Here is a 23,555-nt window from a genome sequence, read left to right as displayed (position 1 = left end):
GTCTCATCGTCCTTTCGGGTGGCGTGGTCGGGGCTGGGAACTGCGCAGTTCGCGGGGGTCGGGGCCGGGACGGGGGCCGGCGCCGTCGGACCACAGCAGCCGGAACCGCCAGCGGTGCAGCCGCCAGCCGCCCGGGGTGCGGACCGCCTCGCCCTCGCTGTAGCCGCCGATGTCGAAACGGCCGTCCGGGTCCGGGCCGTCCTCGTGGTGCACATGGGACGCGATGAGGTGGACGCGGACGCGGGCGGTGTCCCCGGACACGTGGATGCCGTAGTTGGCGGCCAGGTGGTGGGTGCGGGCGAAGCGGGACTTGCGGTCGTGGTGGAAGGCGGCGGCCTGGTCCCGGCCCTCGACGGCGCCGACCGGGAACTCCAGGCGGCAGTCCGGGGTGAAGACCGTGGCCGGCCAGGCGGGGTCGAAGCCGTGGTCGTCCTGGGTGTCGAGCAGGGTGATGTAGCGGTCGATCAGTTCGGCGACCGCCGCACGGTCGGCGAGAGCCCCGAAGTCGGCCCGCAGTGAGTCGAGTTCGGAGCGCAGGGAGTCGAGTTCGGAGTGCAGGGCGGAGAGCGTGTCGACGCGGTCGAGGGGCGGGGAGGTCATGGGGTCCGTGACTCCGATTCGGTCGGGGATTCGGTCGAGGGGGCCGGTCAGCCGTCCGACCGCCGGTCATGCCGTCCTGCCGCCGGTCAAGCCGTCCGGGCCAGGCCACCGGTGAAGCGGCATGAGCGCCGGTAACACGGCATGAGGCGCCGGTAAGGCCGCACGACCGCCGGTCAGGCCGCACGGCCCGCCGGTCAGGCCGCTCGGCCGCCGGTGACGCGCCAGCCGCGGGGGTCGCGGTGGGTTGCCAGGCGTTCCGGGCGGCGCCAGGCGGCCACCGGGCGGGACTCCAGGGGGCAGGGGTCAACCGCGGCGAGGGCGGCAGCGCGAGCGAGCAGGACGGTGGTGAGGGCGGCGAGCTCGGCGGCGCTCGCCTGCCCCTTCACGACCCTGATGACCAGGGCACCGTCCGCCCCGCCCGGGCCCTTCGCGCGCTCCGGCGCGCTCACTGCGGCGGGTTGCCGTGCTTGCGGCACGGCAGGTCGGCCTGCTTGCTGCGGAGCATCGCGAGGGCGCGGATCAGGGTGGAGCGGGTCTCACGCGGGTCGATGACATCGTCGATCAGGCCGCGCTCGGCCGCGTAGTAGGGGTGCATCAGCTCCGCCTGGTACTCCTTGATCTTCTGCGCGCGGGTGGCCTCGGGGTCGTCCGCGGCGGCGATCTCCCGGCGGAAGATGACGTTCGCCGCGCCCTCGGCGCCCATCACGGCGATCTCGTTGGACGGCCAGGCGAGGGCGAGGTCGGTGCCGATGGACCGGGAGTCCATGACGATGTAGGCGCCGCCGTAGGCCTTGCGCAGCACCAGGGAGATCCGCGGCACGGTGGCGTTGCAGTACGCGTAGAGCAGCTTGGCGCCGCGCCGGATGATGCCGTTGTGCTCCTGGTCCACGCCCGGCAGGAAGCCCGGTACGTCGATCAGGGTGACCAGCGGGATGTTGAAGGCGTCGCAGAACTGCACGAACCGCGCCGCCTTTTCGCTGGCGTCGATGTCCAGGACCCCGGCGAACGAGGCGGGCTGGCTGGCGACGAGGCCGACGACCTCGCCGTCCAGCCGGGACAGCGCGCACACCACGTTGGTGGCCCAGCCGGGCTGGATCTCGAAGTAGTCGCCGTCGTCGACGATCTCCTCGATGACGGCCCGGATGTCGTAGACCCGCCCGGGGTCGTCCGGGACCAGTTCCAGCACCCGGTCGGTGCGGCGCTCGGCCGGGTCGGCGGTCACCGAACGGGGCGGCAGGTCACGGTTGTTGGACGGCAGCAGCGACAGCAGGTGCCGCACGTCCTCCAGGCAGCTGCGCACGTCGTCGTAGGCGAAGTGGGCCACGCCCGAGGCACCGGCGTGGACGTCGGCGCCGCCGAGGTCGTTCTGGGTGATCTCCTCGCCGGTCACCGCCTTCACCACGTCGGGGCCGGTGATGAACATCTGGGAGATGTCCCGCACCATGAAGACGAAGTCGGTCAGGGCGGGCGAGTAGGCGGCGCCGCCCGCGCACGGCCCGAGCATCACGCTGATCTGCGGGATCACCCCGGAGGCGCGGGTGTTGCGCTGGAAGATGCCGCCGTAGCCGGCGAGGGCGGAGACGCCTTCCTGGATCCGGGCGCCGGCGCCGTCGTTGAGGGACACCAGGGGTGCGCCCGCCGCGATGGCCATGTCCATGATCTTGTGGATCTTCTGGGCATGGGCCTCGCCGAGGGCGCCGCCGAAGATGCGGAAGTCGTGCGCGTAGACGAAGACGGTACGGCCGTGGACCGTGCCCCAGCCGGTGATCACGCCGTCGGTGTACGGCCGCTTCTTCTCCAGGCCGAAGCCGGTGGCGCGGTGCCGGCGGAGCATCTCGACCTCGTTGAACGACCCCTCGTCGAGCAGGAGTTCGATACGTTCGTACGCGGTGAGCTTGCCCTTGGCGTGCTGGCGCTCGGTGGCGAGCGGATCGCCGTGCCGGGCGGCCTCCTTCATCAGGCCGAGCTCCTCGATGCGCTCGGCGGCGGTCCACTGACCGCGGTGCTCACGGTCGTGCAGGCTCAGGCGGTCGGTCTGCTGTTCGAGTGACATTGGCGGGTCACGCTCCCCAGTCGGATACTCGGGTGGTCACGCCCACGGGCACGCCCACCGTCCCGTCGGCGTCCAGGTCGACCGTCTCGCCCGCGTACAGCGCGGTCGGCGGCACCCAGCGCACGGTGACCTGGTCGGGCGCCCCGCCGCGCACCGCGACGGCCGCGTTGTGCCGGGGCCCGGACGGCAGGTCGAGGAGCGTCCAGCCGGCCGGCCTGCGGTCCGGGTCGGCGCCCAGGTAGTCGCGGCCGGGGTCGCGGGAGAGCCCGGTGCCGAGCGCCTTGAGGTAGGCCTCCTTGCGGGTCCACAGCCGCCCGAAGGCCGCGCGCCGTTCCCCGGCGTCGCCGAGCGCGGCCAGTTCCGCCTGCTCCCCCGGGTGCAGTGCCGGGGTGCAGACCTCGACGGTCTCCGCGCGCGGCAGCCGCTCCACGTCGGCGCCGACGACCGTACGGGAGACGGCGACCACGGCCATGCCGTGGCTGTGCGCGAGGGAGAAGTGCAGCGGCGGGTCGGGGTGGGCGACCGCCGGCCGGCCGTGCGGCTCGGCGCAGCCCGGGCAGGGCTCCCGCACGAACGGCACGTCCTGCGGGGGCAGCCCCAGATAGGCGCCGAGCAGCCGGCGCAGGGCGACATGCGCGGAGGCGTACGTCACCCCGTCCGCGGGCCGGACGAAGGACGCGGTCCGCCGGCGCTCCGGCTCGCTCAGCTCGGACAGGTCGAGCAACTCGGCCGCGCTCTCCAGGGCGGCCCGGCGGACCAGCCAGACGTCCAGCTGCCCGGCCGCGGGCCGTCCGGGCCCGGCGGTGCGGGGGGCCGTCCCGGACTCCAGGACCGGCATCTGCCCGATCACCTCGGGCTCGGCACGTGCGCGACCAGGTGGTGCTCGTCGCGGCCGGCGTGCTTGTGCGGGCTGTCCTCCGGGCCGAGCTGTCCGGCGAGGCAGTCGACCAGTTCGGCGGCGCTGTTGGCGCGCAGCAGCCGGTTCAGGTTGACGTCGACACGGAGCGCGGCCTCCATCCGGCGCTGGAGTTCCAGGCCGGTGATGGACCCGATGCCCAGGCTGTTCATCGGGCGGCCCACGGTGTCGATGCTCTCCGGGGCCACCCGCAGCACCCGGGCGAGTTCGCCGCGGACGTACGCGTCGATGAGCCGGGTGCGTTCGGCGAGGCCGACGGAGGCGAGGTGCGTGAGGCTGGGCGGCACCACCTCGACGATCTGGTCGTGCTCGAACTCGTAGTCGAAGTCGTCGAGTTCGTCGTCGTCCAGGTCGTCGAAGACCCAGGTCTGGGTTGTCTGGTCCATGGTCATTCCCCGTGGTGGAGTGAGGAGGGTGGGGGTGGGGTGCGGATCAGGCCGGTGAGGCCGACGAGCAGGCCCAGGAAGCCGAGGGCGGCGACCAGGGTCAGCGCCGGCCGGCAGGCGGCGGCCGCGGCGGCCGGACCCGCGCCGGGCGCCGGCGCGTGGGCGGCGAGCAGGGCGGCGACGAGCGCGACCGCGAGGAGCGCGGCGAGCTGTACGGCCGTCTGGTACAGGCCGCTGCCGGTGAGCCGGTCGGCGGGAGTGAGACGGGACATCGCCTGCATGTTGAGTGCGGCGAAGGAGAGCACGAAGGCGGCGCCGATCAGGAGGAGCGTCGGCAGCATCCGGCCCGGGTAGTCCAACGGCCATGCGTGCGGGCGCAGTTGCAGCAGACAGCCCGCGAAGGCACAGGCGGCGCCGGCCACGATGAGGCGCGGGGCGCCGAACCTGGCGACCAGGCGGCCGGCGGCCGGCGCGGTGAGCGCCGGGGGCGCGGCGGCCGGGAGCAGGGCGAGCGCGGTGCGCAGGGGGGACCAGCCGACGAGGGTCTGGGTCTGGTACGTCAGGACGAACAGGAGTCCCAGGTATGCCCCGTTGAGACAGGCGGCGCCGACGGCGGAGCGGATGAGGGCGGGGTTGCGGCGCAGCGAGGGGCCGATGTTCAGCAGGGGGTCGGCGGACCGGCGCTCGATCTGCCAGAAGGCCAGCAGTAACAGGGCGGCCGTGCAGAGCGGGCCGAGGGCTCTCGGGTCGCTCCAGCCGTGGGTGGGGAGTTGGGTGATGCCTTGGACGAGGGCGAGGAGGGCTCCCAGGAAGGTGAGGGCGCCGGGGATGTCGTAACGGCGGGCCGTCGTGGTACAAGTGCGGCGCCGTGGGGGCTGATCGCGCCCACGCGGCGGTAGCCGCATGTCCGACACAGCCCCGCGCCCCCTTGGGGCGCTCGCCTCGCCCCGACTCGAAGCGCTCGTGCCGGTTCCCTTTGGGGCGCTCACCTCGCCCCCACTCGAAGCGCTCGTGCCGGTTCCCTTTGGGGCGCTCACCTCGCCCCCACTCGGAGCGCCCGGGCCGACTCCGTCCGGGGAGCCCGGCGTCTCCCCCGGTACCAGGCGCAGCCCGAGCGCGAACAGCAGCAGTACCACCGGCGCCGGGAAGGCGAAGGCCCAGCGCCAGGACGTCTCTGTCAGCCAGCCGGACAGGACCAGCCCCGCCGTGAAGCCGCCCGCGCCGAACAGGGTGTAGACGGAGACCGCCCGGGAGCGGGGGCGGCCCTCCGGGAAGGTGCTGGTGATGATCGCCAGGCCGGTGGGGGCCGTCAGGGCGGCGCAGAAGCCCTTGAGCACGCGGGTGGCCAGGAGGAGCCAGGGGTCGTGGGCGAGGGCGCTGAGCGCGGAGGCGGCGGCGAAGGCGAGGAGGGCCGCCAGGTAGACGCGGCGGCGGCCGAGGAGGGTCACCACGCGGGCGCCGAAGAGGAGCAGGCCGCCGAAGCCGGCCGCGAAGCCGGTCATCGCCCACTGGGTGACCGTCGGCGGCTGTCCCAGGTCCGTGCCGATGGCGGGCAGCGCCACCACCGCCACGGACACCTCCAGCGCGTCGATGAGCATGTTGCCGGCGAGGACGAGCAGCAGCCCCCACAGCCGGGGGCCGAACCGCTCGTCCGGGCCGGCCGCGACCGGTGGCGGAAGGGTCCTGGTCACCGCGTCACCCGAGGAGCGTGCCGCCGCTCGCGTCGACGAAGGAGCCGGTGACCCAGCGGGCGTCGTCGGAGACGAGGAAGGCGACGACGTCGGCGACGTCCTGTGGCTCGCCGACGCGGTTGAAGGCGGACAGCGCGGACATGGCCTCGACGGCCTCGGGGATGTCGAACAGCGGGTTGCCGTTGCGGGTGATGCCGGGCGCGACGCTGTTGACGGTGATCCCGCGCGGACCCAGCAACTTGGCGTAGTGCAGGGCGAGTTGCTCGACGGCCCCCTTGCTCATGGCGTAGGCGATCTCGTCGGGGTTGGCGAACCGGGTCAGGCCGGAGGAGATGTTCACGATCCGGCCGCCGTCGGGCATGTTGGCGAGCGCCCGCTGGATGACGAAGAACGGCGCCCTGGCGTTGACGGCGAAGATCCGGTCGAACTGCTCGGGGGTGGTGTCCTCGGCCTTGACGCCGCCCATCACGCCCGCGTTGTTGACCAGGATGTTCAGCTCGGTCTCGCCGGTGCGCTCCTTGAGTCCCGCCTCCAGGGCGAGGAACAGCTCGTGGACGTCACCGGGCGTGCCCAGTTCGGCCCCGACGGCGAACGCCCGCCCGCCGTCCTTCTCGATCCCGGCGACCACCTCGGCGGCGGCGTCCGCGCTGCTGCCGTAGTGCACGGCGACCAGCGCGCCGTCGGCGGCGAGCCGTTCGGCGGTGGCCCGGCCCATGCCCCGGCTGGCGCCGGTGACGAGCGCGGTCTTTCCGGTCAGGTTGCCCATCTTCCTTCTCCTGACGGTCGGTTGTGGTGGGTGGAGGGTTGTGGTGGGGCGCGGGTCGGGTGCGAACCAGCGGGTCAGGGCCGGGAGCAGGCCGGCCGCGCCGTCGCCGGCCCAGGCGACGTATCCGTCCGGTCGTACGAGCACGGCGGTGTGGCCCGAGAGGGGGCCGGTGGGGCGGGTGACGACGGTGTCGACCGACGCCGACCAGCCCTCCGCCGCCGCGGCGAACGCCGGGTCGGTCACGAGCAGCAACCCGCGGGCCGGGCGGAGCAGTTCGGCCGTGCTCGCCCCCGAGTCGAGCCGCAGCTCGGGCAGCCGGGAGCCGGTGAGCGCGGCCTCGTCGCCCTCGGCGGCCCCGTACCGCACGTCGAGGCCGCTGATCATCCCGGCGAGGTGGGCCCGGACCTTGTCGTACGACGTGAGTTCGCCGACGACCGAGCGCAGCGACTCCACCTCGGGCCCGCCGAGCAGCAGCCGGGCCTGGGCGCGGATGTTGGACAGGACGCGGCGGCCGACGGCGTGCCGTTCGTCGTGGTAGGTGTCCAGCAGCCCCGCCGGGGCGCGGCCGAGGACGGTGGCCGCGAGCTTCCAGCCGAGGTTCACGGCGTCCTGGAGGCCGAGGTTGAGGGCCTGGCCGCCGATCGGCATCTGCTGGTGGGCCGCGTCGCCGGCGAGCAGCACCCGGCCCGCGCGGTAGCGCTCGGCCTGCCGGGAGGCGTCGCCGAAGGAGTTCACCCACAGCGGGGTGCCGTGGGCGATGTCCTCGCCGGTGACGTCCCGCCAGGCGGTCACGATGTCGGCGAAGCGGGTCCGCGCGGTGCGCGGCGGGGTGCCGAACCGGTGGACCATCACCCGCGTGACACCGTCGCCGCGCCGGGCGGCGATGGCGAGCCCGTTCGGCAGCCGCTGGAACCGCCGGTTCGGGATGTCGATGCCGTCGACGTCGGCGCGGATCAGCTCCCGTCCGGCGTCGTCGCCGGGGAAGGGGATGCCCGCGAGGCGTCGTACGGCCGACTGCTCGCCGTCGCAGCCGACGACGTACCGGGCGGCGAACTCCCGGCGGACGCCGTGGTGTTCTGCGACGAGCCGGACCCGGTCCGGTTCCTGCGCCAGCTCCAGCACCTCATGGCCCCGCAGCACCCGCGCCCCGAGCCGGGCCGCCCAGGCGCCGAGGAGTTCCTCGGTGCGGGTCTGCGGGACCTTCCACTGCCCGGGATGGCTGCTGGGCAGGGTGAGGTCGAGGGGGAGGCCGCCGAAGTGGCCGCGGGGCTCGTTCGGCGGCGCCTCGGGGTCGCTGAGACCGCCGGGCCCGTCCAGCAGGCCGCGCTGCCGCAGCAGTTCCATCGTCCGGGCGTGCAGGGTGGACGCCCGCGACTCCGTCGTCGGGGCGGCCAGCCGTTCCAGGACGGTCACGTCGGCGCCGCCGAGGCGCAGTTCACCGGCGAGCATCAGCCCGACGGGTCCGGCGCCGACCACCAGGACGTGCGTGTCGACCGCGTCGGCACCGGCCATGGGTCAGCGCCTCGCCTCGGCGTACGCCTTGGCGTGGTTCAGGGTGGCGCGGCTGTTGGTGCTGAGCGCGCCCCGCACGTACTCCCGGGCCTCGGCGACTCCCGCCTGCGGGCCGAGGATCTTCGCGATGTTCTCGGGGCGCAGCACGACGGTGTGCTGCGAGGAGGCGAAGGTGCCCTCGTCGGTCTCGCGGAAGGTCCAGTAGCCGGTGTGCAGGTTCATCAGGGCCGGCAGGGTGGTCTGCTTGTAGGCGATCTTCCGGCCGTCCAGGCAGACCCGGTACGACTTGGTGGTGTGCGTGGAGCCGTCCTTGGCGCGGGTGTCCATCTCCAGGGTCTGCAGGCCCGGGGTGTCCTCGGTGAGCCGGACGGTCGCCACGTGCGGCAGCCGCTCGGACCAGCGGTCGGCCTCGTTGACGAAGTCGTAGAGGTCCTTGGCGGCACCGTCGACCTGGACGGTGTCCTCGAAGGAGAACGTCAACTCATCAGAGGCGGTGGCGAGTTCGACGTTCGTCCGCAACGCGGCCAGCTCGGAGCGGGAGTTGCGGTCGACGGCCTCGTCGATCCAGGCCAGCCCCGCCGGGTCGTCGTCGACGGCGGTGTAGTCGTGCAGCAGCCGCACCCGCGAGGTCGCCTCGTCGAGCGGCTCGATGATCCAGGTGCCGCCCATGCTCGCGACGGGCGGGGCGGAGACGGTCTGGCGGAAGGTGATCCGCAGGCCCTCGGGGTCCAGCACGCGGCGCGAGGTCCAGTTCTTGGCCTGGCCGCCCGCGGTGGCCCAGATGCCGATCAGCTCCTCGTTCCCGGAGCGCTCCAGGTGGTCGACGTAGATGGTCGGCGGGAAGATCCGCGGCCAGTTGGCCACGTCGGCGATCAGCCGGTAGACCTCGGCGGCCGGCGCCGAGATCGTGATCTCGTGCTCGACTTCCTTCGGCTCGGACATGGGTGACTCCTTGAGGGTGCCGGGGTTTTCAGAAGTTGCCGAGGCCGCCGCAGACGTTGAGGGCCTGCGCGGTGATGGAGGCGGCGGTGTCGGAGGCGAGGTAGCCGACCAGACCGGCGACCTCCTCCGGGGTCGAGTAGCGGCCGAGGGGGATCTTCGCCGTGAACTTGTCGAGGATGGCGTCCTCGCTGGTGTCGTAGGCGGCCGCGTAACCGGCGCGCACCCGCTGTGCCATGGGCGTCTCCACGTACCCCGGGCAGACGGCGTTGACGGTGATGCCGGTGGGGGCCAGCTCGTTGCCGAGGGCCTTCGTGAACCCGACGACCCCGTGCTTGGAGGCGGAGTACGGCGCCCCGAGCACGACGCCCTGCTTCCCGGCCGTGGACGCGATGTTGATGATCCGTCCCCGGCTCTTGTCCCGCATGCCGCCGGTGGTGAGGACGGCACGGGTGAGGCGGAAGACGCTGTTGAGGTTGGTCTCCACGACGTCGTACCAGAGCTCGTCGTCGATGTCGGCGGTCACCCCGCCGCCGGACCGGCCGGCGTTGTTGACGAGCACGTCGACGGTGCCGTACCGCTCCACGGCGGCCCGCACGAAGTTCTCGATGGACAGCGGGGACCGCACGTCGAGGGTCGTGCCGTCGACGTCCAGCCCGTCCTCGCGCAGTTCCTTCACGGTCCGCTCGACGTTCCCGGCGTCGCGGGAGCCGATGAACACGCGGTGGCCCTGCTGGGCCAGCAGCCGCGCCGTGGCGAGACCGATTCCGCTGGTGGCCCCGGAGACCAGGGCGACCCTCTGCTGCTGTTCGGACATGTCTGCAGCTCCCTTTCAGGGGTATGGGAAGGCCGCCGGCGCCCGGTCAGGGCGGGCGCCGGCGGCCGGAGGGGAGGGGAGAGAGGTCAGGCCGCGGCGGCGACGTCACCGAGCTGCGCGTTGACGAGCGCCAGCAGCTCGCGGGGCGTCCTGGCCTCGGTCACCACGGTGTCGTCCAGCGTGATGTCGTACTCCCGCTCGATGCGCCCGCAGGTCTCCAGGATGGCGAGGGACTCGTAGCTGAGCTCCTCGAAGTCGGTGTCGAGGATGTCCCCGTCGAGATCGACGCTCTCGTCGGCACCGGCGGCCTCCAGCAGGATCCGCTTGAGGTCGTCCAGGGTGAAGGACTGAGTTGCCACGGTGTTCTTCCTTTCACGACTACGAATGGGAACGCCCGCCCTGCCGGCCCCGGATGTGGGAGAGACGGCGGGGCCGGGAGGACGGGCGGGTCTTTGGAGGGGCTGAGGTCAGCGGGGGCTGGGGGGTGGGGACGCTCACCGGCGCCGGCAGGGTGCCTCCCCCAGCCTTCGGCCGGGGGGACCCCCAGCGCCCACCCGTGCCGCCCTGCGGCACGACTGCCCGCAGCTGGGAAGCCGACGCGACTGCAGCGCCCCGTAAGGGGCGCGGGGCTGAGTCGGATGTGCGGCTCCGCCGCGTGGGCGCGATCAGCCCCCGCCGGCCCGCGGCCGCACCACGACGCGAACCCCACGTCGGCGGCCTACGCCCGCACGACCATCGCGGAGTTGAACCCGGCGTACCCCCTCGCCAGCACCAACGCCGTCCGCACCTCGGTCAGCCGCGGCTCGCCCACCACCAGGTCGAGGTCGTAGCTCGCCTCCGGCGAGACGTTCACCGTCGCCGGCACCACCCCGTCCCGGACGGCCAGCAGCGCCGTCGCCACGTCCAGCGGCGCCGCACCCGAGTACAGCCGCCCCGTCATCGTCTTCGGCGCGGTCACCGGCACCCCGTGCGGCCCGAACACGTCACTGAGCGCGTCGGCCTCCACCCGGTCCAGCTCCGGCACGGCCGCCGCGTCGGCGAACACGACGTCCACGTCGGCCGCGTCGGCGCCCGCGTCCGCGAGCGCCAGCTCGATCGCCTTGCGCAGCCCCGGCGGCCGCCCGGTCCCCGGCGCCGGATCGAACGTCGCGCCGTACCCCGCGATCTCCCCGTACACCCGGGCGCCGCGCCGTACGGCCGTCTCCTCGGCCTCCAGGATCAGGATGGCCCCGCCCTCGCCGGCCACATGCCCGGCCGCGGCGGCGTCGAACGGCAGGTAGGACCGGTCCGGCTCCTCCGACGTGGACAGCCGGTCGCTGGCGAGCTGCGCCACCCACCCCCACGGGCAGATGGACGCGTCGATCGCCCCGGAGACGATGAGCCGCGTCCCCTTCCGGATCTGCCGGCGTGCGTGCGCGAGCGCCTCAAGCCCGCCGGCCTGGTCGGACACGACCACCCCGCTCGGGCCCTTCATCCCGTTGCGGATGGAGATCTGGCCGCTGTTGACGGCATAGAACCAGGCGAACGACTGGTATGCCGAGACGAACTGACTGCCCTGGCTCCACAGCTTCTGCAGCTCCCCCTGCCCGAACTCGAAGCCGCCGGAGGAGCTGGCGGTGACGACACCCATGTCGTAGGCGGGCAGGTCGGCCGGGCTGACGTCCGCGTCGGCCAGCGCCCAGTCCGTCGCGACGAGCGCCAGCCGGGTCATGTGGTCGGTCTGCGCGAGCAGCCGGCTCGGCAGGTGTTCCCCGGCACTGAAGCCGGGCACCTCACCGGCCAGCTTCGCCGGATACCCGGACGGGTCGAACCGCGTGATGCGGCCGATCCCGCTCTTCCCGGCTCGGGCGGCGGCCCAGTAGTCGGTCGTGCCAAGGCCGTTGGGCGCGGCGACGCCGAGCCCGGTCACCACGGTCCGCGTAGTCATGCGGCCGCGCTCCTCTCCGGTCGGGCGAGCACCATCGCGCTCTGGAAGCCGCCGAACCCGCTGCCCACGGTGAGCACCGCGTCGGTGCGGTGCTCACGGGCGGTGAGCGGCACGTAGTCCAGGTCGCACTCGGGGTCGGGGGTGTGCAGGTTGGCCGTCGGGGGCACGACGTGGTGCTCCATGGCGAGGACGGACGCGGCGATCTCGATGGAGCCGATCGCGCCGAGCGAGTGCCCGACCATCGACTTGATCGAGGAGACCGGCGTCCGGTAGGCGTGGTCGCCGAGGCTCTTCTTGAACGCGGCGGTCTCGTGCCGGTCGTTCTGCTTGGTGCCGGAGCCGTGCGCGTTGATGTAGTCGACGGCCTCCGGGTTGAGGCGCGCCTCGCCGAGGGCGACCGTGATGGCCTCGGCCATCTCCGCGCCGTCGGGCCGCAGTCCGGTCATGTGGAAGGCGTTGCAGCGGGAGGCGTACCCGGCGATCTCGGCGTAGATGTGCGCCCCGCGTGCCCGCGCCCCCTCCAGCTCCTCCAGGACGAAGACGGCCGACCCCTCCCCCAGCACGAACCCGTTGCGGGTGCCGTCGAAGGGTCGTGAGGCGTGCTCGGGGTCGTCGTTGCGCGGGGTGGTGGCCTTGATGGCGTCGAAGCAGGCCAGGGTGATCGGGGAGATCGGGGCGTCGGTGGCGCCGGCGATCATCGCGCAGGCCGAGCCCTCACGGATCAGCTCGACGGCGTGGCCCACGGAGTCCAGCCCGGACGTGCACCCGGTGGACACGACGGTGGCCGCGCCCTCCGCGCCCACCGCCCAGGCCACCTCCGCCGCGAACGAGCTGGGCACCAGGTAGTTGTAGAGGTGCGGGACGGCGTAGGTGTGATCGACGAGGTCGAGCCGGCCGCCGTCGCTGACCACCCGGTACTCCTGGTCGAGGCCCATGGTCGCGCCGACCGCGCTGCCGATGCTGACCCCGACCCGGTAGGGGTCGGCGCCGGACAGGTCGAGCCCGCTGTCGGCGAGGGCCTCGCGGGCGCTGACGACGGCCAGCTGCGCCGCCCGGTCCATCCGCCGTATCTCCTGCGGGCTCAGCCCGTGCTCCTCCGGGTCGAAGTCGACCTCGGCGGCGACCCGGGACCGGAAGGAGGACGGGTCGAAGAAGGTGATGCCACGGGTCGCGGTGCGGCCCTCGCTGAGCAGGTTCCAGAAGTTCTTGGTGCCGACACCGCCGGGGGCGATGACACCGACCCCGGTGATGACCACTCGCCTGGCGTTCACGCCCGGCCCTCCCAGTCGTAGAAGCGCGTGGCGACCGCGTCGGCGGGGGACCGCCAGGTGGCGGGGTCGTACGCCTGGATGAACGGCTTCAGGTCCGCGCTGATCCGCACGAACCGCGGGTCGGTCTTGGCCTCCTCGATCAGCTCACCGCCGTTGTCGGTGTCGAAGTGCTGGAGGTGGAAGTACAGCCCGCGGTAGGCGAAGAGCTCACGGCGCCGGGTGCCCATGAGGTGCGGCATCTCGGTCCGGTCGAACTCCCCGAAGAGCCGGGCGACCTCCTGGCTGCTGCCCGGTTCCATACGGGCGACGATCAGGGTGCTGTGCATGAAATCTCCTCAAGGAAAAGCGCCCCTTCAGGGGCGCGAGGCCGTGCTGAATTTGCGGCTGCCGCCGCGTGGGCGCGACCAGCCACGACGGCGGGGCAGCCGCACGACGACACAACCCGGCACTCCCGGCGGCGCACTCACCGCGCAGGCCCGAACCACCGCTCAAGGGCCATCGGCAGATCCGCGTGACTGCCCGGCGCCGTCCAGGCCACATACCCGTCGGGCCGCACCAGCACGGCCGTGGTACCGGCCAGCGGGCTGCCGGCCGCCACCTCCGCGACCGCCGTCACCACATCCACCCGGTCCCGCCAGGCCCAGGCCCGCTCCCGCAACCTCTCGTTGTCGGCCAGGTCGAGCAGTACACCCCGCCCGGCACGCAGCGCCTCGGTGCTGGAGGCCACCCTCCGGTGACCGGCAAGCGGCACGTTGGGCAGCCGTCGGCCGAGCAGCGCGCCCGCGCCCCCGTCGACGTCGTAGCGGATCTCCAGCCCGGACACCATCGCCGCCAGATGCCTGCTGACCTCCGGATACCGGATCAGCTCGGTCAGCACGTCGCGCAGCGGCTGCACCTCGGGCCCCGACAGGAACAGCAGCCCCTGCGCCCGGGTGTTCATCATCAGCCGCTGCCCGACCGGGTGCCGTTCGTCGTGGTACGTGTCGAGCAGCGTCTCCGGTGCCCGCCCCCGTACCACCGCGCCCAGCTTCCAGCCGAGGTTCACGGCGTCCTGGATGCTGGTGTTCATGCCCTGGCCGCCGGCCGGCAGATGGATGTGCGCGGAGTCGCCGGCGAGGAGGATCCGGCCGCGCCGGTACTCGGTGACGAGGCGGGTGCCGTCGCCGAAGGAGGACACCCACACCGCCTCGGCGTGCGAGATGTCGTCGCCGGTCAGCCGCTGCCAGGCCGCCGCGGCCTCCTCCCAGGTCGGCGGCTTCTCGCGGCGCTGCGGCGGGGTGCCGCGCTCGCAGATGATCAGCCGGGTGATGCCGCCGGGCAGCGGCCCGACCATCACCATCCCGCCGGGCAGGGTCTCCCCGATCATCCGGGGCTCCAGCTCGATGCCCCGCACGTCGGCGAGGTACATCTCCAGCGTCGACGGCGTCCCCGGGAAGTCGAACCCGGCGGCCCTGCGGATGGTCGAGCGGCCGCCGTCGCACCCCACGAGGTATTCGGCGCGCAGCTGGTGCACCCCCTCGGGTCCGCGCACCTCGACCTCGACGCTGTCCTCCTTCTCCTTGACGGACAGCACCTCGTGCCGGCGCCGGATGTCCGCGCCGAGCCGGCCGGCCCACTCCTCCAGGACGGTCTCGGTGACCGACTGCGGGATCGTTTTGGCAGCCTGGTGGGCGCCGTCGAGGACACCGAAGTCGACCGGCAGGCCACCGAAGTGGCCCACGTTGCTGACCTCGATGTCCCCGAAGCGGGGCAGCAGTCCGCGCTGGTCGAAGACCTCCATGGTGCGGGCGGTGAAGCCGAGGCCGCGCGATTCTCCGGTGCGCGCGGGCAGCTTCTCCAGCACGATGACGTCGGCGCCCGCGAGCCGTAGCTCGCCCGCGAGCATCATGCCGGCCGGCCCGGCGCCCACGACGATGACTTGTGCGTCCATGACACTCCTCGGGAACGGTTCCGTACGGTCCCGTCGGGGAGACCGTCGGCGAAGACGAACTGTCAGCGGTACAGGCGCCCGATCGCCCGGTTGGCCACGCGCGCGGCCGCTGCGTGCCGCGGGTCGGGCGCCAGCGCCTCGTGCCGTACGGCCACTTCGGCGAGCTTGATGGCGTGCTCGTCGCCGATCTGGACCGCCTCGGCGAACAGGGCCGCCGGATCGGGGGCGTCCGGCAGCGGGACCGCGGGCCGGGGCACGGCGTGGAACCAGTCGAGCATGGTGCGGCTGACGGCCCGCGCGACCCGGTACGACGGCCACCGCTGGTCCGCCGGCAGGTGCTCCACCACCAGGCGTACGGCGGCGGGCCCGGTGACCGAGTGGATCAGCGGGATCGGATGCGGGAGCGAGAGGGTGGCGTAGATCCCGGAGAACTCGGCGACGAGGTCGTCCAGCGCCCGTACGACGTCGCCGCCGCCGTCGCCGCCCCTGTCACCGTCCCCCTCACCGCTCTCCTCGACCACGACCCCGCCCTCGGAGTACCGGGCCGCCCAGTACCCCAGGCCCTGTGCCAGTTCGGCGAGTTGCGGCCCGTTGTCGGGGCCGGCGGTCACCACCGCACGGACCGCGTGCGCGGTGCGGATCACCCCGTGCGTGAGCACCCCGGACATGCCGGGCAGCAGCCGGGGCCACCAGCGGGCCAGGACGTCGGTCCACTCGCCCCCGGCGAGCTCGCGCTCGAACAGGGTGGTCCAGTCGGCGACCCGGCCGAACTCGCCGAGCGCCTGCCGCCAGTCGGCCTCGTCGGCCGGGTCGAGGGTGAACCGCCGCTCGGGGACGTCGTGGAAGGTGTGGCCGCGCAGGTGTCCCTCCACCCAGCCGGGCACCTCGTCGGCGTATCCCATGTGGGCGAGGGCCTCGGCGGCCATCGGGGCGTGGTTGACGAAGCCGCGCCCGTGCTCGTACCCCACGGAACGCAGCCGCTCCAGCGCTCCGTTCATGGCGTCGGTATAGGTGAGTGCTGCCAAAGCGATCAGTCCTCGATCGGTCTTGATCAGTTCTGGATCAGTCCGTGATGCCGCAGATCGCGGCGCCCGCGGCGAGGGCCTGCCCGGCCTCGGCGGCGATCCCGGTGACGGTGCCGGACCGGTGCGCGGTGAGCGGCTGCTCCATCTTCATGGCTTCGAGTACGACGACCAGGTCGCCCTTCTCGACCCGCTGCCCCTCGGTCACGGCCACCTTGACGACGGTGCCCTGCATGGGAGAGGTGAGCGTGTCCCCGGAGGCCGCGGGCGCGGAACCTGCGGCGCCCCGGCGGCGGGCGCGGGGCGCGGCGGCCGCCCCCACGAGCGTCCGGTCCGGGACTCTTCCCAGGACCGCCGGCAGCGAGACCTCCAGCCGGTGTCCGCCGACCTCGACCACCACCGTCTCGCGGCCGGACTCCTCCGGTTCGGATCCGGCGGCCGGGTCCGCCGCGAAGGCCTCGATGTCGTTGACGAACTCGGTCTCGATCCAGCGGGTGTGGATCCGGAAGGGTTCACCGGTGAAGGCCGGGTCCCGGACGACCGCCCGGTGGAACGGGAGCGCCGTGGCCATCCCCGCCACGCGGAACTCGTCGAGCGCCCGCGCGGCCCGCTCCAGCGCCTCCGCGCGGGTGCGGCCGGTGACGATCAGCTTGGCGAGCAGCGAGTCCCAGGCGGGGCCGATGACACTGCCCGACTCCACGCCGGCGTCCAGCCGTACCCCCGGCCCCGACGGCGGCTCGAAGACCGTCACCGTGCCCGGCGCGGGCAGGAACCCCCGCCCCGGATCCTCGCCGTTGATCCGGAACTCGAACGAATGGCCCCGCACCTCGGGGTCCGCGTAACCGAGTTCGGCGCCGTCGGCGATCCGGAACATCTCCCGGACCAGGTCGATGCCGGCGACCTCCTCGGTCACCGGATGCTCCACCTGAAGGCGGGTGTTGACCTCCAGGAAGGAGATCGTGCCGTCCTGCCCGACGAGGAACTCGCAGGTCCCCGCGCCGACATAGCCGGCCTCCCGCAGGATGGCCTTGGACGCCCGGTACAGCTCGGCGGTCTGCTCCGGGGTCAGGAACGGTGCCGGAGCCTCCTCCACCAGCTTCTGGTGGCGGCGCTGCAGCGAGCAGTCGCGGGTCGATACGACCACCACGTTGCCGTACCGGTCCGCGAGGCACTGCGTCTCGACGTGCCGCGGCCGGTCCAGGTAGCGCTCCACGAAGCACTCGCCGCGTCCGAAGGCGGCCACCGCCTCCCGCACCGCCGACTCATAGAGCTCCGGCACCTCCTCCAGGGTCCGGGCGACCTTCAGCCCGCGTCCGCCGCCGCCGAACGCCGCCTTGATGGCGATCGGCAGGCCGTGCTTTGCGGCGAAGGCCACCACCTCCTCCGCGCCGTTCACCGGGTCCGGGGTGCCGGGCACCAGGGGCGCGCCGGCCCGCTGGGCGATGTGCCGGGCCGCCACCTTGTCGCCGAGGTCGCGGATGGCGGACGGCGGCGGCCCGATCCAGGTGAGGCCCGCGTCCAGGACCGCCTGCGCGAACTCGGCGTTCTCGGAGAGGAACCCGTAGCCGGGGTGGACGGCGTCCGCGCCGGTCTCCCGGGCGGCCCGCAGCACCTTCTCGATGTCCAGGTAGCTGGTGGCCGGGGTGTCACCGCCCAGGGCGAAGGCCGCGTCGGCGACCCGGACGTGCAGGGCGTCGCGGTCCGGGTCCGCGTAGACGGCGACGCTCGCGATCCCGGCGTCCCGGCAGGCTCTGGCCACGCGTACGGCTATCTCGCCACGGTTGGCGATGAGCACTCTGCGCATGTCAGGACGCCTGCCGGGTGTGCTGGAAGCGGTCCGCGCCGGTCTCCAGCGGGCCCAGGGAGCCGTCGAAGAAGATCAGCGGTTCCAGGCCGTGCTCGGGGACGCCCAGCTCCACCACCTCGCCGATGACGATGTCGTGGTCGCCGGCGGTGTGCACGTCGACCGTGGTACAGGTCAGGTGGGCGAGGGCCTCGCTGAGCACGGGCAGCCCGTCCGCGGTGAAGTGGTGCGGTACGCCCTCGAAGGCGTCGGCGGTGGCCCGGCGCCCGGCGAAGTGCCGGGCCAGCGGCTGCTGGCGGCCGGACAGGAAGTTCACGGTGAACCCGCCGCTCCGCTCCAGGAGCGTGTGCAGCCGGGACTGCTGGTGCAGGCAGAACAGCACCAGCGGGGGTTCCAGCGAGACCGAGGTGAACGAGTTGACGGTGGTGCCGTCCGCGTCGCCGTCGGGGCCGGTGGTGATGACCGTGACGCCGGTCGTGAACAGGCCGCACACGCGGCGCAGGTCCAGCGGTTCGACGATCCGGGTCTCTTCTTCGGCGCGGGTCAGCGACCGCGCTGCTGCGGACATGCGCATCCCTTTCTGGGAGGAGCCCTTCCGGGAGGGTCAGAGGAGCTTGCGGACCTTCGCGCCGGCCTTGACGATGCCGAGCAGGAACTCCCGGCCGACGCTGTTCATCTCGGCGGGCGCCTCGACGGAGGCCCAGTACAGGAAGCGGGCCATGGTCAGCGTGTTGGGGTAGATGAACCGCCGCTCCTCGTCCTTCCAGCCGAAGACGGGGTTGACGACCGGGGACTCCTTGAGCAGTCCGAAGACGATGTCGGCGGCCTCGTCACCGGTGAGCGCGCCGGCCTCGTACTTCTCGCAGGTCTCCGCGGTGGTCTCCAGGATCCGCTTGAAGGAGTCGCTCTGCGGCCACCACAGGCCCGGGTACGGCACCTTCTCCAGCTCTTCGAAGTGGCGGACGTCGTGGTCCTTGAAGTGCTTGAGGCGGGCCCGGGTCAGCCGCATGGTGCCGGGGGTGATGAAGGAGCCCCAGACCCGGAAGACCGCGTTCCAGAGCCGGAAGTGGGAGAACGCGATGAAGGAGCTGTTGACCAGGTCGTCGTTGTACTGGAGCAGACCCTGCTCGACGCGCTCGACGTACGCGAAGCGCTCGGCGGAGAAGTCGCCGTCCTTGAGGGCGGGGACCAGCCGGGCGGTGAGCGCGTCGACGACCTCCAGGGTGTTGGACAGGCCGCGGGAGAACAGCGGGTCGAGGAAGCCGGCCGCGTGCGACATCAGGCACCAGCGGTCGCCGACGGTCTGCTTGGAGGAGTACTGCAGCCGGTCGGTGGAGATCCACTCACGGACCCGGGTGGCGCCGTCGAACTGCCGCTTCACCGCCGGGTACTTGTCGAGGAATGACTGGAACTCCTGTTCCGGGGTGAGGTCCTTGGGCTTCGGGTACGTGCGCTCGTCCATCGTCAGCCCGACGCTGCACAGCGGGTTGCGGGACTTGGGGTGGTTGTCGAAGGGGATGATCCAGAACCAGCCGCGCTCGATGAGGTGGTGCATGGTGCCGGTGTGCCAGTCGGCCGGCGGGCGCAGCTCCTGCGGGTGGCCGCTGACGTCGTCGAACCGCTTGATGCCGACGTAGTGCGTGAACATCGAGCGGGAGTGGTGCTTGAAGCGGGCGGTGGGCTTGTCGCGCAGGTCGAACTTGTCGGCGAGGGGGGAGCGGAAGCCGGAGGCGTCCACCAGGTACTTCGCCCGGTACAGCTCGGGCTCGGCGCCGGGGGCGGCGCTGCGGCCGAGGACGGTCACACCGTCGTCGTCGAACTCGACCTCGTTCGCGCGCCAGTTCTGCCGCGGGGTGCAGCCGTACCTGATGGCCACGTGGAACATGAAGGAGTCGCTGTCCTGCCGGAACATGTGGCTGTTCTGGTGGAATATCTTCGGCAGGGCGAGCTGGGTGGCCTCGCGCGGGTCGGGCTCCTTTCCGACCTCGTGCTTCAGGAAACCGAAGTGCGCCTTCGTACCGAAGGTCGGGCCGATGTCGCGGGTCGAGGCCTCGACGCTCGCCAGGCTTTTCAGCTCGGGAATGTCATGGCGTTCGGAGAGGATGTGGATCCATTCCACGAGCTGCGGGGTCATGGACTCGCCGATGGCGAAACGCGGGTGCGCGGCCGCGTCGACCAGCAGCACCTTGGCGCCGTGCTTGGCCAGGATGGCACCGGTGACGGAGCCGGCGAGGCCCGAGCCGAGGATGATGACGTCGAAGGTCATGTCCTCGGGTGTGCGCGCCGGTTCCGGCGCGCCGTCGGTCTTCTTGGCGACCATGACTGTCTCCTTCGTCGAGGGGCGGTGCGCAACGGGAAATCAGCATGAAAAAAGGCCCCTCGCGGTTCTTCCGAAAGGAATTCGGAAGAACAGTGCGAAGAGCCTGAAAAAGGGCGTGGTTAATCCGCCGAATTAAGCGTGACATTCTTTGGCCGACAGGTCAACCCCTGGCGGGAACCGATGACTTGGCGTTCTCGGCGAATGCCGGTCCGGAATGCGTCGGGGCCAGGAGTTTCAGCAGGAGTCCGCGCAGTTCGTCGTCGCCGCCGGGGCCGAGCATCGCGGAGACGTCCGCGGCGAGCCCCGCGACGGCGCCGGCCACGACACCCAGCTGCTCACGGCCGAGGTCGGTCACCTCGAGGGCGTACCGGCGCCGGTCGTGCGGATCCCGCCCACGCCGGACCAGTCCCAGCTTGACCAGTTCGTCGACGAGTTGGGAGGCGGCGGGCCCGGTGATGGCGAGCAGTTCGGCGAGCCGCTGCTGGGCGATGGGACCGAGGACGTCGAGGGCGTACAGCGGGCCGTAGTGCCGCACCCTGAGTCCGGTGCCGGCCAGTTTGTCGTCGCCGTGTCTGCGCAGCCGGTGGTGGGCCTGCGCGACCAGGTACTCGGTGCCCTGCACGAGGGGCTGCGCCGACTCGGGCAGCAGCCGGGCCAGCAGCTCGTCGAGCCGGGCGGTCTCCTCGTCGGTGAGTACGGCGGTGAGCCGGGCGTCCCGCTCGGCGACCGCCCGCCGGCTGGCCTCGACGGCCTCGCGCCCCACATCGGTCAGGGAGAGCACGTACTGGCGCCGGTTGTCGGGGTTGCGGGTGCGCCGGACCTCGCCGCGGGCCTCCAGGCGGTCGATGACGCCGACCATGATGGTGCGGTTGATGCCGAGCCGCTCGGCGAGGTCGAGCTGGGACTCCCAGTCGCGGCCGGTGAGGGCGTCGAGGACCAGGAAGTCGCGGGAGTCGCCGCCGTCGCCGTCGTCGGTGGCGGAGAACTGGGCGTAGACGCGGCGCAGGAGGTAGCCGATGAAGCCCGTGAGCGAGTCCGGGAGGACTCCGGGCACTTCCGCGGTCTGCTCGGTCCCGGTCACCGGGCCGCGCTCCTCATCGCTCTCGTACCGCAAGACAGCACCTCCTGCCCGAGTATATCGACGGTCTCCCGGCCGGTCCGGCACCGGAAACCGGCGGCCCCGCCCGAGTCGTCAGGGCGGGGCCGCCGGGGCTGGTCACAGGGCGACGGGCGGGTGCTCGGCGTCCTGCTGCTGGGGGCGGGTGCCCGGGAGGGTGGCCAGGGCCACGATCAGGGCCAGCAGGTAGAGGCCGCCGCCGAGCAGGAACCCGTACGAGTAGCCGGTGGTGAGGGCGTGCGGGACGCTGCCCGGCAGCTCGTGGTCGGTGATGGCGGTGGCGGCCGCGGCGAGGCCGGCGAGGCCGATGGCGCCGCCGATCTGCTGGGCGGTGTTGACCAGGCCGGAGGCCGCGCCGGTGGCCTGCGGGGCGACCCCGCGGACGCTGACGATGGTGACGGCCACGAAGACCATGCCGAGGCCGAGACCGGCGACCAGCTGGGCCGGCAGCAGCGCGGCCCACGGGGTCTGGCCGGGCTCGATGAAGCTGAACCAGACCATGCCGGCGGTGCCGATCAGCAGACCGAGGGCGATCACGTTGCGCTCGGGCAGCTTGGCGAGCAGTTGCGGCCCGACACCGCCGGCCGCGATGCCCATGCCGAGGGCGAAGGGCAGGTAGGCGACGCCGGTGACCATCGGGGCGTAGCCCTTGACGACCTGCATGTAGAGGGTCAGGAAGTAGAAGGTGGCGAGCATGCCCGCGCCGACCAGGAACATGATCAGGTTGGCGCCGACCCGGCTCCGGTCGGCGAGCACCCCGCGCGGGATCATCGGCGCCGCGGCGGCGCGCTGGATGAGGACGAAGGCGAGGATCAGGACGAGGGCGACACCCAGGCCGATCAGGGTGACACCGTCACCGAAGCCCTTGTCGCCCGCGCGGTTGATGGCGTAGACGAACGAGCCGAAGCCCAGGGTGGCCGTGAGCGCGCCGGGCACGTCGACCTTGCCGCGTTCGCGCTCGCCCTCGGTGAGGACGCCGGTGCCGAACAGGACGGCCAGGGCGATCGGGATGTTGATGAACATCACCCAGCGCCAGCTCAGGTACTCGGTGAGCGCGCCGCCGAGCAGCAGGCCGACGACCGAGCCGAGGCCGCCCATCGCGCCGTAGACGCCGAGCGCCTTGTTGCGGGCGGGGCCCGCCGGGAAGGTGGTGGCCAGCAGGGACAGGGCGGTGGGGGCGGCGATGGCGGCGCCCGCGCCCTGGATCACCCGGGCGGCGATGAGCAGTTCGCCGCTCTGGGCGAGGCCGCCGAGCAGCGAGGCCGCGGTGAACAGGATCAGTCCGGTACGGAAGACCCGGCGGCGGCCGAAGAGGTCACCGGCGCGGCCGCCGGCCAGCAGCAGCCCGCCGAAGGCCAGGGCGTAGGCGGTGACGATCCAGCCGAGGCCGGACTCGCTGAGCCCGAGGGCGCTCTGCATGCTCGGCAGGGCGACGGCGACGATCGTGTTGTCGAGGACGAGCATGAGCTGGGCCGCGGCGATCACGAGTAACGCGAGTCCGAGTCTGCCGTCCTGCTGCGGCGGGGCCGCGGCCTCGGGGACGGCCTGAGTGCGGTCGTGCAGCGACATGGGGGGTCTCCGTGTCTGTCTGTGTCTGTCTGCGTATGTCGGCTGATGTCTGCGGATGTCTGCGGATCTCTCAGGGAGAGGGCGTCGAGCGGAGCCCTCGGGATCCGGTCAGCGGCTGGTGGTGGCGGTCTCGGGAGTCCAGATGGCGAGGCCCTCGTAGGCCTTGCGCCAGTCGTTCTCGTAGGCGTTGCGCAGCGGTTCGGGCATGTTGCCGAGGAGCTTGGCGGCCTTCGCGGCGTCCACGTCGTCGAGCAGCCAGGGCAGGTAGCGGACGGAGTCGTCGCCGACCCGGGTGCGCTGTTCGGCGGCGAAGGCCGCCCACTGCTCCTGGGAGAGGGTGCTGTCCATCAGCCGCAGGGCGTCCCGCTCCTCGTGGTCGAGGTGGGCGCTGAGCTGGGTGTAGAGGGTGTCGGTCAGACCGGTGAGGCGCTCCAGGCCCCCGTCGCGGTCGGCGAGGGCGGCGTCGATGGCGGCGAGCAGCGGGTCGATGACGCCGTGCTCGGCCTCCATGTCGGCGAGCAGGGCCAGTTCGGAGTTCTGGCCGGCCAGGGCCGCCTCCATCACGGGCCATATCTTCACGTCCTCGGAGACGTGGTGGATGGTCAGGAACTTCTTGAACAGCTCCCAGCCGACCGCGGTGCTCAGTACGTGCCGGGGGTCCTCGTCGACCCGCGCGGTGATCCGGGCGATGCGCTCCAGCTCGCGGCGGAGCGCGTCGTGGATCGCGAACATCATCGTCATGTCGAGGTTCTTGAAGTCCTGGCTCATCGGTCTCTCCCTCACTGCTCCGTCGTCGTACCGCGAGACTATCGTCAACCTGCTTATCTATCAAGCTTCCAACTAGCAATAATCCAACCATCAGGGCCGGAACTATTCGCCGGTCGGCGGCTGACGCCGCTGCCGCACCCGAAGGCG

At 72.4% G+C, this 23,555-nt stretch carries 21 protein-coding genes; all 21 read right to left on the bottom strand.

What is annotated here, in order from left to right; all coding sequences use genetic code 11:
- Window positions 1-3 precede the first annotated feature (3 nt).
- Window positions 4-600, bottom strand: coding sequence for a nuclear transport factor 2 family protein (locus tag LQ326_RS12825; RefSeq protein ID WP_234535834.1), 597 nt, complete (start codon window positions 598-600; stop codon window positions 4-6).
- Window positions 601-794: 194 nt separating this feature from the next.
- Complete coding sequence (locus LQ326_RS12820) at window positions 795-1,049, bottom strand: acyl-CoA carboxylase epsilon subunit (protein ID WP_234535831.1); 255 nt, start codon at window positions 1,047-1,049, stop codon at window positions 795-797.
- Window positions 1,046-2,557, bottom strand: coding sequence for an acyl-CoA carboxylase subunit beta (locus LQ326_RS12815; RefSeq protein WP_372496823.1), 1,512 nt, complete (start codon window positions 2,555-2,557; stop codon window positions 1,046-1,048). The genes LQ326_RS12820 and LQ326_RS12815 overlap by 4 nt, the downstream gene beginning before the upstream one ends.
- A gap of 103 nt (window positions 2,558-2,660) precedes the next feature.
- Window positions 2,661-3,491: a 4'-phosphopantetheinyl transferase family protein gene (locus LQ326_RS12810; RefSeq protein ID WP_234535828.1), complete on the bottom strand. Its 831-nt coding sequence runs from the start codon at window positions 3,489-3,491 to the stop codon at window positions 2,661-2,663.
- 8 nt (window positions 3,492-3,499) lie between these two features.
- Window positions 3,500-3,955 (bottom strand): acyl carrier protein, encoded by a 456-nt coding sequence (locus LQ326_RS12805; protein ID WP_234535826.1) that lies wholly within the window; start codon window positions 3,953-3,955, stop codon window positions 3,500-3,502.
- A 2-nt stretch (window positions 3,956-3,957) separates the two neighbouring features.
- On the bottom strand, window positions 3,958-5,646 hold the full coding sequence (locus LQ326_RS12800; protein ID WP_234535824.1) for an MFS transporter: 1,689 nt from the start codon (window positions 5,644-5,646) through the stop codon (window positions 3,958-3,960).
- Window positions 5,647-5,650: 4 nt separating this feature from the next.
- The gene (locus LQ326_RS12795) at window positions 5,651-7,924 is read right to left on the bottom strand and encodes an SDR family oxidoreductase (protein ID WP_234535822.1); all 2,274 of its coding nucleotides are present in this window, start codon (window positions 7,922-7,924) and stop codon (window positions 5,651-5,653) included.
- Between the two features lie 3 nt (window positions 7,925-7,927).
- Complete coding sequence (locus LQ326_RS12790; RefSeq protein WP_234535820.1) at window positions 7,928-8,866, bottom strand: aromatase/cyclase; 939 nt, start codon at window positions 8,864-8,866, stop codon at window positions 7,928-7,930.
- Between the two features lie 28 nt (window positions 8,867-8,894).
- Window positions 8,895-9,680: a 3-oxoacyl-ACP reductase FabG gene (gene fabG, locus LQ326_RS12785; protein WP_181808218.1), complete on the bottom strand. Its 786-nt coding sequence runs from the start codon at window positions 9,678-9,680 to the stop codon at window positions 8,895-8,897.
- An 86-nt stretch (window positions 9,681-9,766) separates the two neighbouring features.
- Window positions 9,767-10,039 (bottom strand): acyl carrier protein, encoded by a 273-nt coding sequence (locus LQ326_RS12780; RefSeq protein ID WP_234535818.1) that lies wholly within the window; start codon window positions 10,037-10,039, stop codon window positions 9,767-9,769.
- A gap of 359 nt (window positions 10,040-10,398) precedes the next feature.
- Window positions 10,399-11,607 carry a ketosynthase chain-length factor gene (locus LQ326_RS12775; protein WP_234535817.1) on the bottom strand — a complete coding sequence of 403 codons (1,209 nt, stop codon included), beginning with the start codon at window positions 11,605-11,607 and terminating at the stop codon, window positions 10,399-10,401.
- Window positions 11,604-12,878 carry a beta-ketoacyl-[acyl-carrier-protein] synthase family protein gene (locus LQ326_RS12770; RefSeq protein WP_234535815.1) on the bottom strand — a complete coding sequence of 425 codons (1,275 nt, stop codon included), beginning with the start codon at window positions 12,876-12,878 and terminating at the stop codon, window positions 11,604-11,606. The genes LQ326_RS12775 and LQ326_RS12770 overlap by 4 nt, the downstream gene beginning before the upstream one ends.
- Complete coding sequence (locus tag LQ326_RS12765; RefSeq protein WP_234535814.1) at window positions 12,875-13,204, bottom strand: TcmI family type II polyketide cyclase; 330 nt, start codon at window positions 13,202-13,204, stop codon at window positions 12,875-12,877. Before LQ326_RS12765 ends, LQ326_RS12770 begins: the two co-directional genes overlap by 4 nt.
- 137 nt (window positions 13,205-13,341) lie before the next feature.
- Window positions 13,342-14,808, bottom strand: a complete 1,467-nt coding sequence (locus tag LQ326_RS12760) for an FAD-dependent monooxygenase (RefSeq protein ID WP_234535812.1) — start codon at window positions 14,806-14,808, stop codon at window positions 13,342-13,344.
- 62 nt (window positions 14,809-14,870) lie between these two features.
- A complete protein-coding gene (locus LQ326_RS12755) occupies window positions 14,871-15,806 on the bottom strand; it encodes a questin oxidase family protein (protein ID WP_234535810.1) in 936 nt (311 codons plus the stop codon).
- Window positions 15,807-15,870: 64 nt separating this feature from the next.
- Entirely contained in the window at window positions 15,871-17,634 is a 1,764-nt protein-coding gene (locus LQ326_RS12750; protein WP_234535808.1) for an acetyl/propionyl/methylcrotonyl-CoA carboxylase subunit alpha, read from the bottom strand.
- A 1-nt stretch (window position 17,635) separates the two neighbouring features.
- Window positions 17,636-18,202: a flavin reductase family protein gene (locus LQ326_RS12745; RefSeq protein WP_181806351.1), complete on the bottom strand. Its 567-nt coding sequence runs from the start codon at window positions 18,200-18,202 to the stop codon at window positions 17,636-17,638.
- A 36-nt stretch (window positions 18,203-18,238) separates the two neighbouring features.
- Complete coding sequence (locus LQ326_RS12740; protein ID WP_234535806.1) at window positions 18,239-19,954, bottom strand: NAD(P)/FAD-dependent oxidoreductase; 1,716 nt, start codon at window positions 19,952-19,954, stop codon at window positions 18,239-18,241.
- A 160-nt stretch (window positions 19,955-20,114) separates the two neighbouring features.
- Window positions 20,115-21,035 (bottom strand): MarR family winged helix-turn-helix transcriptional regulator, encoded by a 921-nt coding sequence (locus LQ326_RS12735; RefSeq protein ID WP_308401914.1) that lies wholly within the window; start codon window positions 21,033-21,035, stop codon window positions 20,115-20,117.
- 135 nt (window positions 21,036-21,170) lie between these two features.
- Window positions 21,171-22,640 (bottom strand): MFS transporter, encoded by a 1,470-nt coding sequence (locus tag LQ326_RS12730; protein WP_234535802.1) that lies wholly within the window; start codon window positions 22,638-22,640, stop codon window positions 21,171-21,173.
- Window positions 22,641-22,748: 108 nt separating this feature from the next.
- On the bottom strand, window positions 22,749-23,408 hold the full coding sequence (locus LQ326_RS12725) for a hemerythrin domain-containing protein (RefSeq protein WP_234535800.1): 660 nt from the start codon (window positions 23,406-23,408) through the stop codon (window positions 22,749-22,751).
- Between the last annotated feature and the right edge of the window lie 147 nt (window positions 23,409-23,555).

This window comes from Streptomyces shenzhenensis (genome assembly GCF_021462265.1).
Classification (GTDB): Bacteria; Actinomycetota; Actinomycetes; order Streptomycetales; family Streptomycetaceae; genus Streptomyces; species Streptomyces shenzhenensis.
Note: the sequence above shows the minus strand (reverse complement) of the source record. Positions and strands in the feature narration are given on the sequence as shown.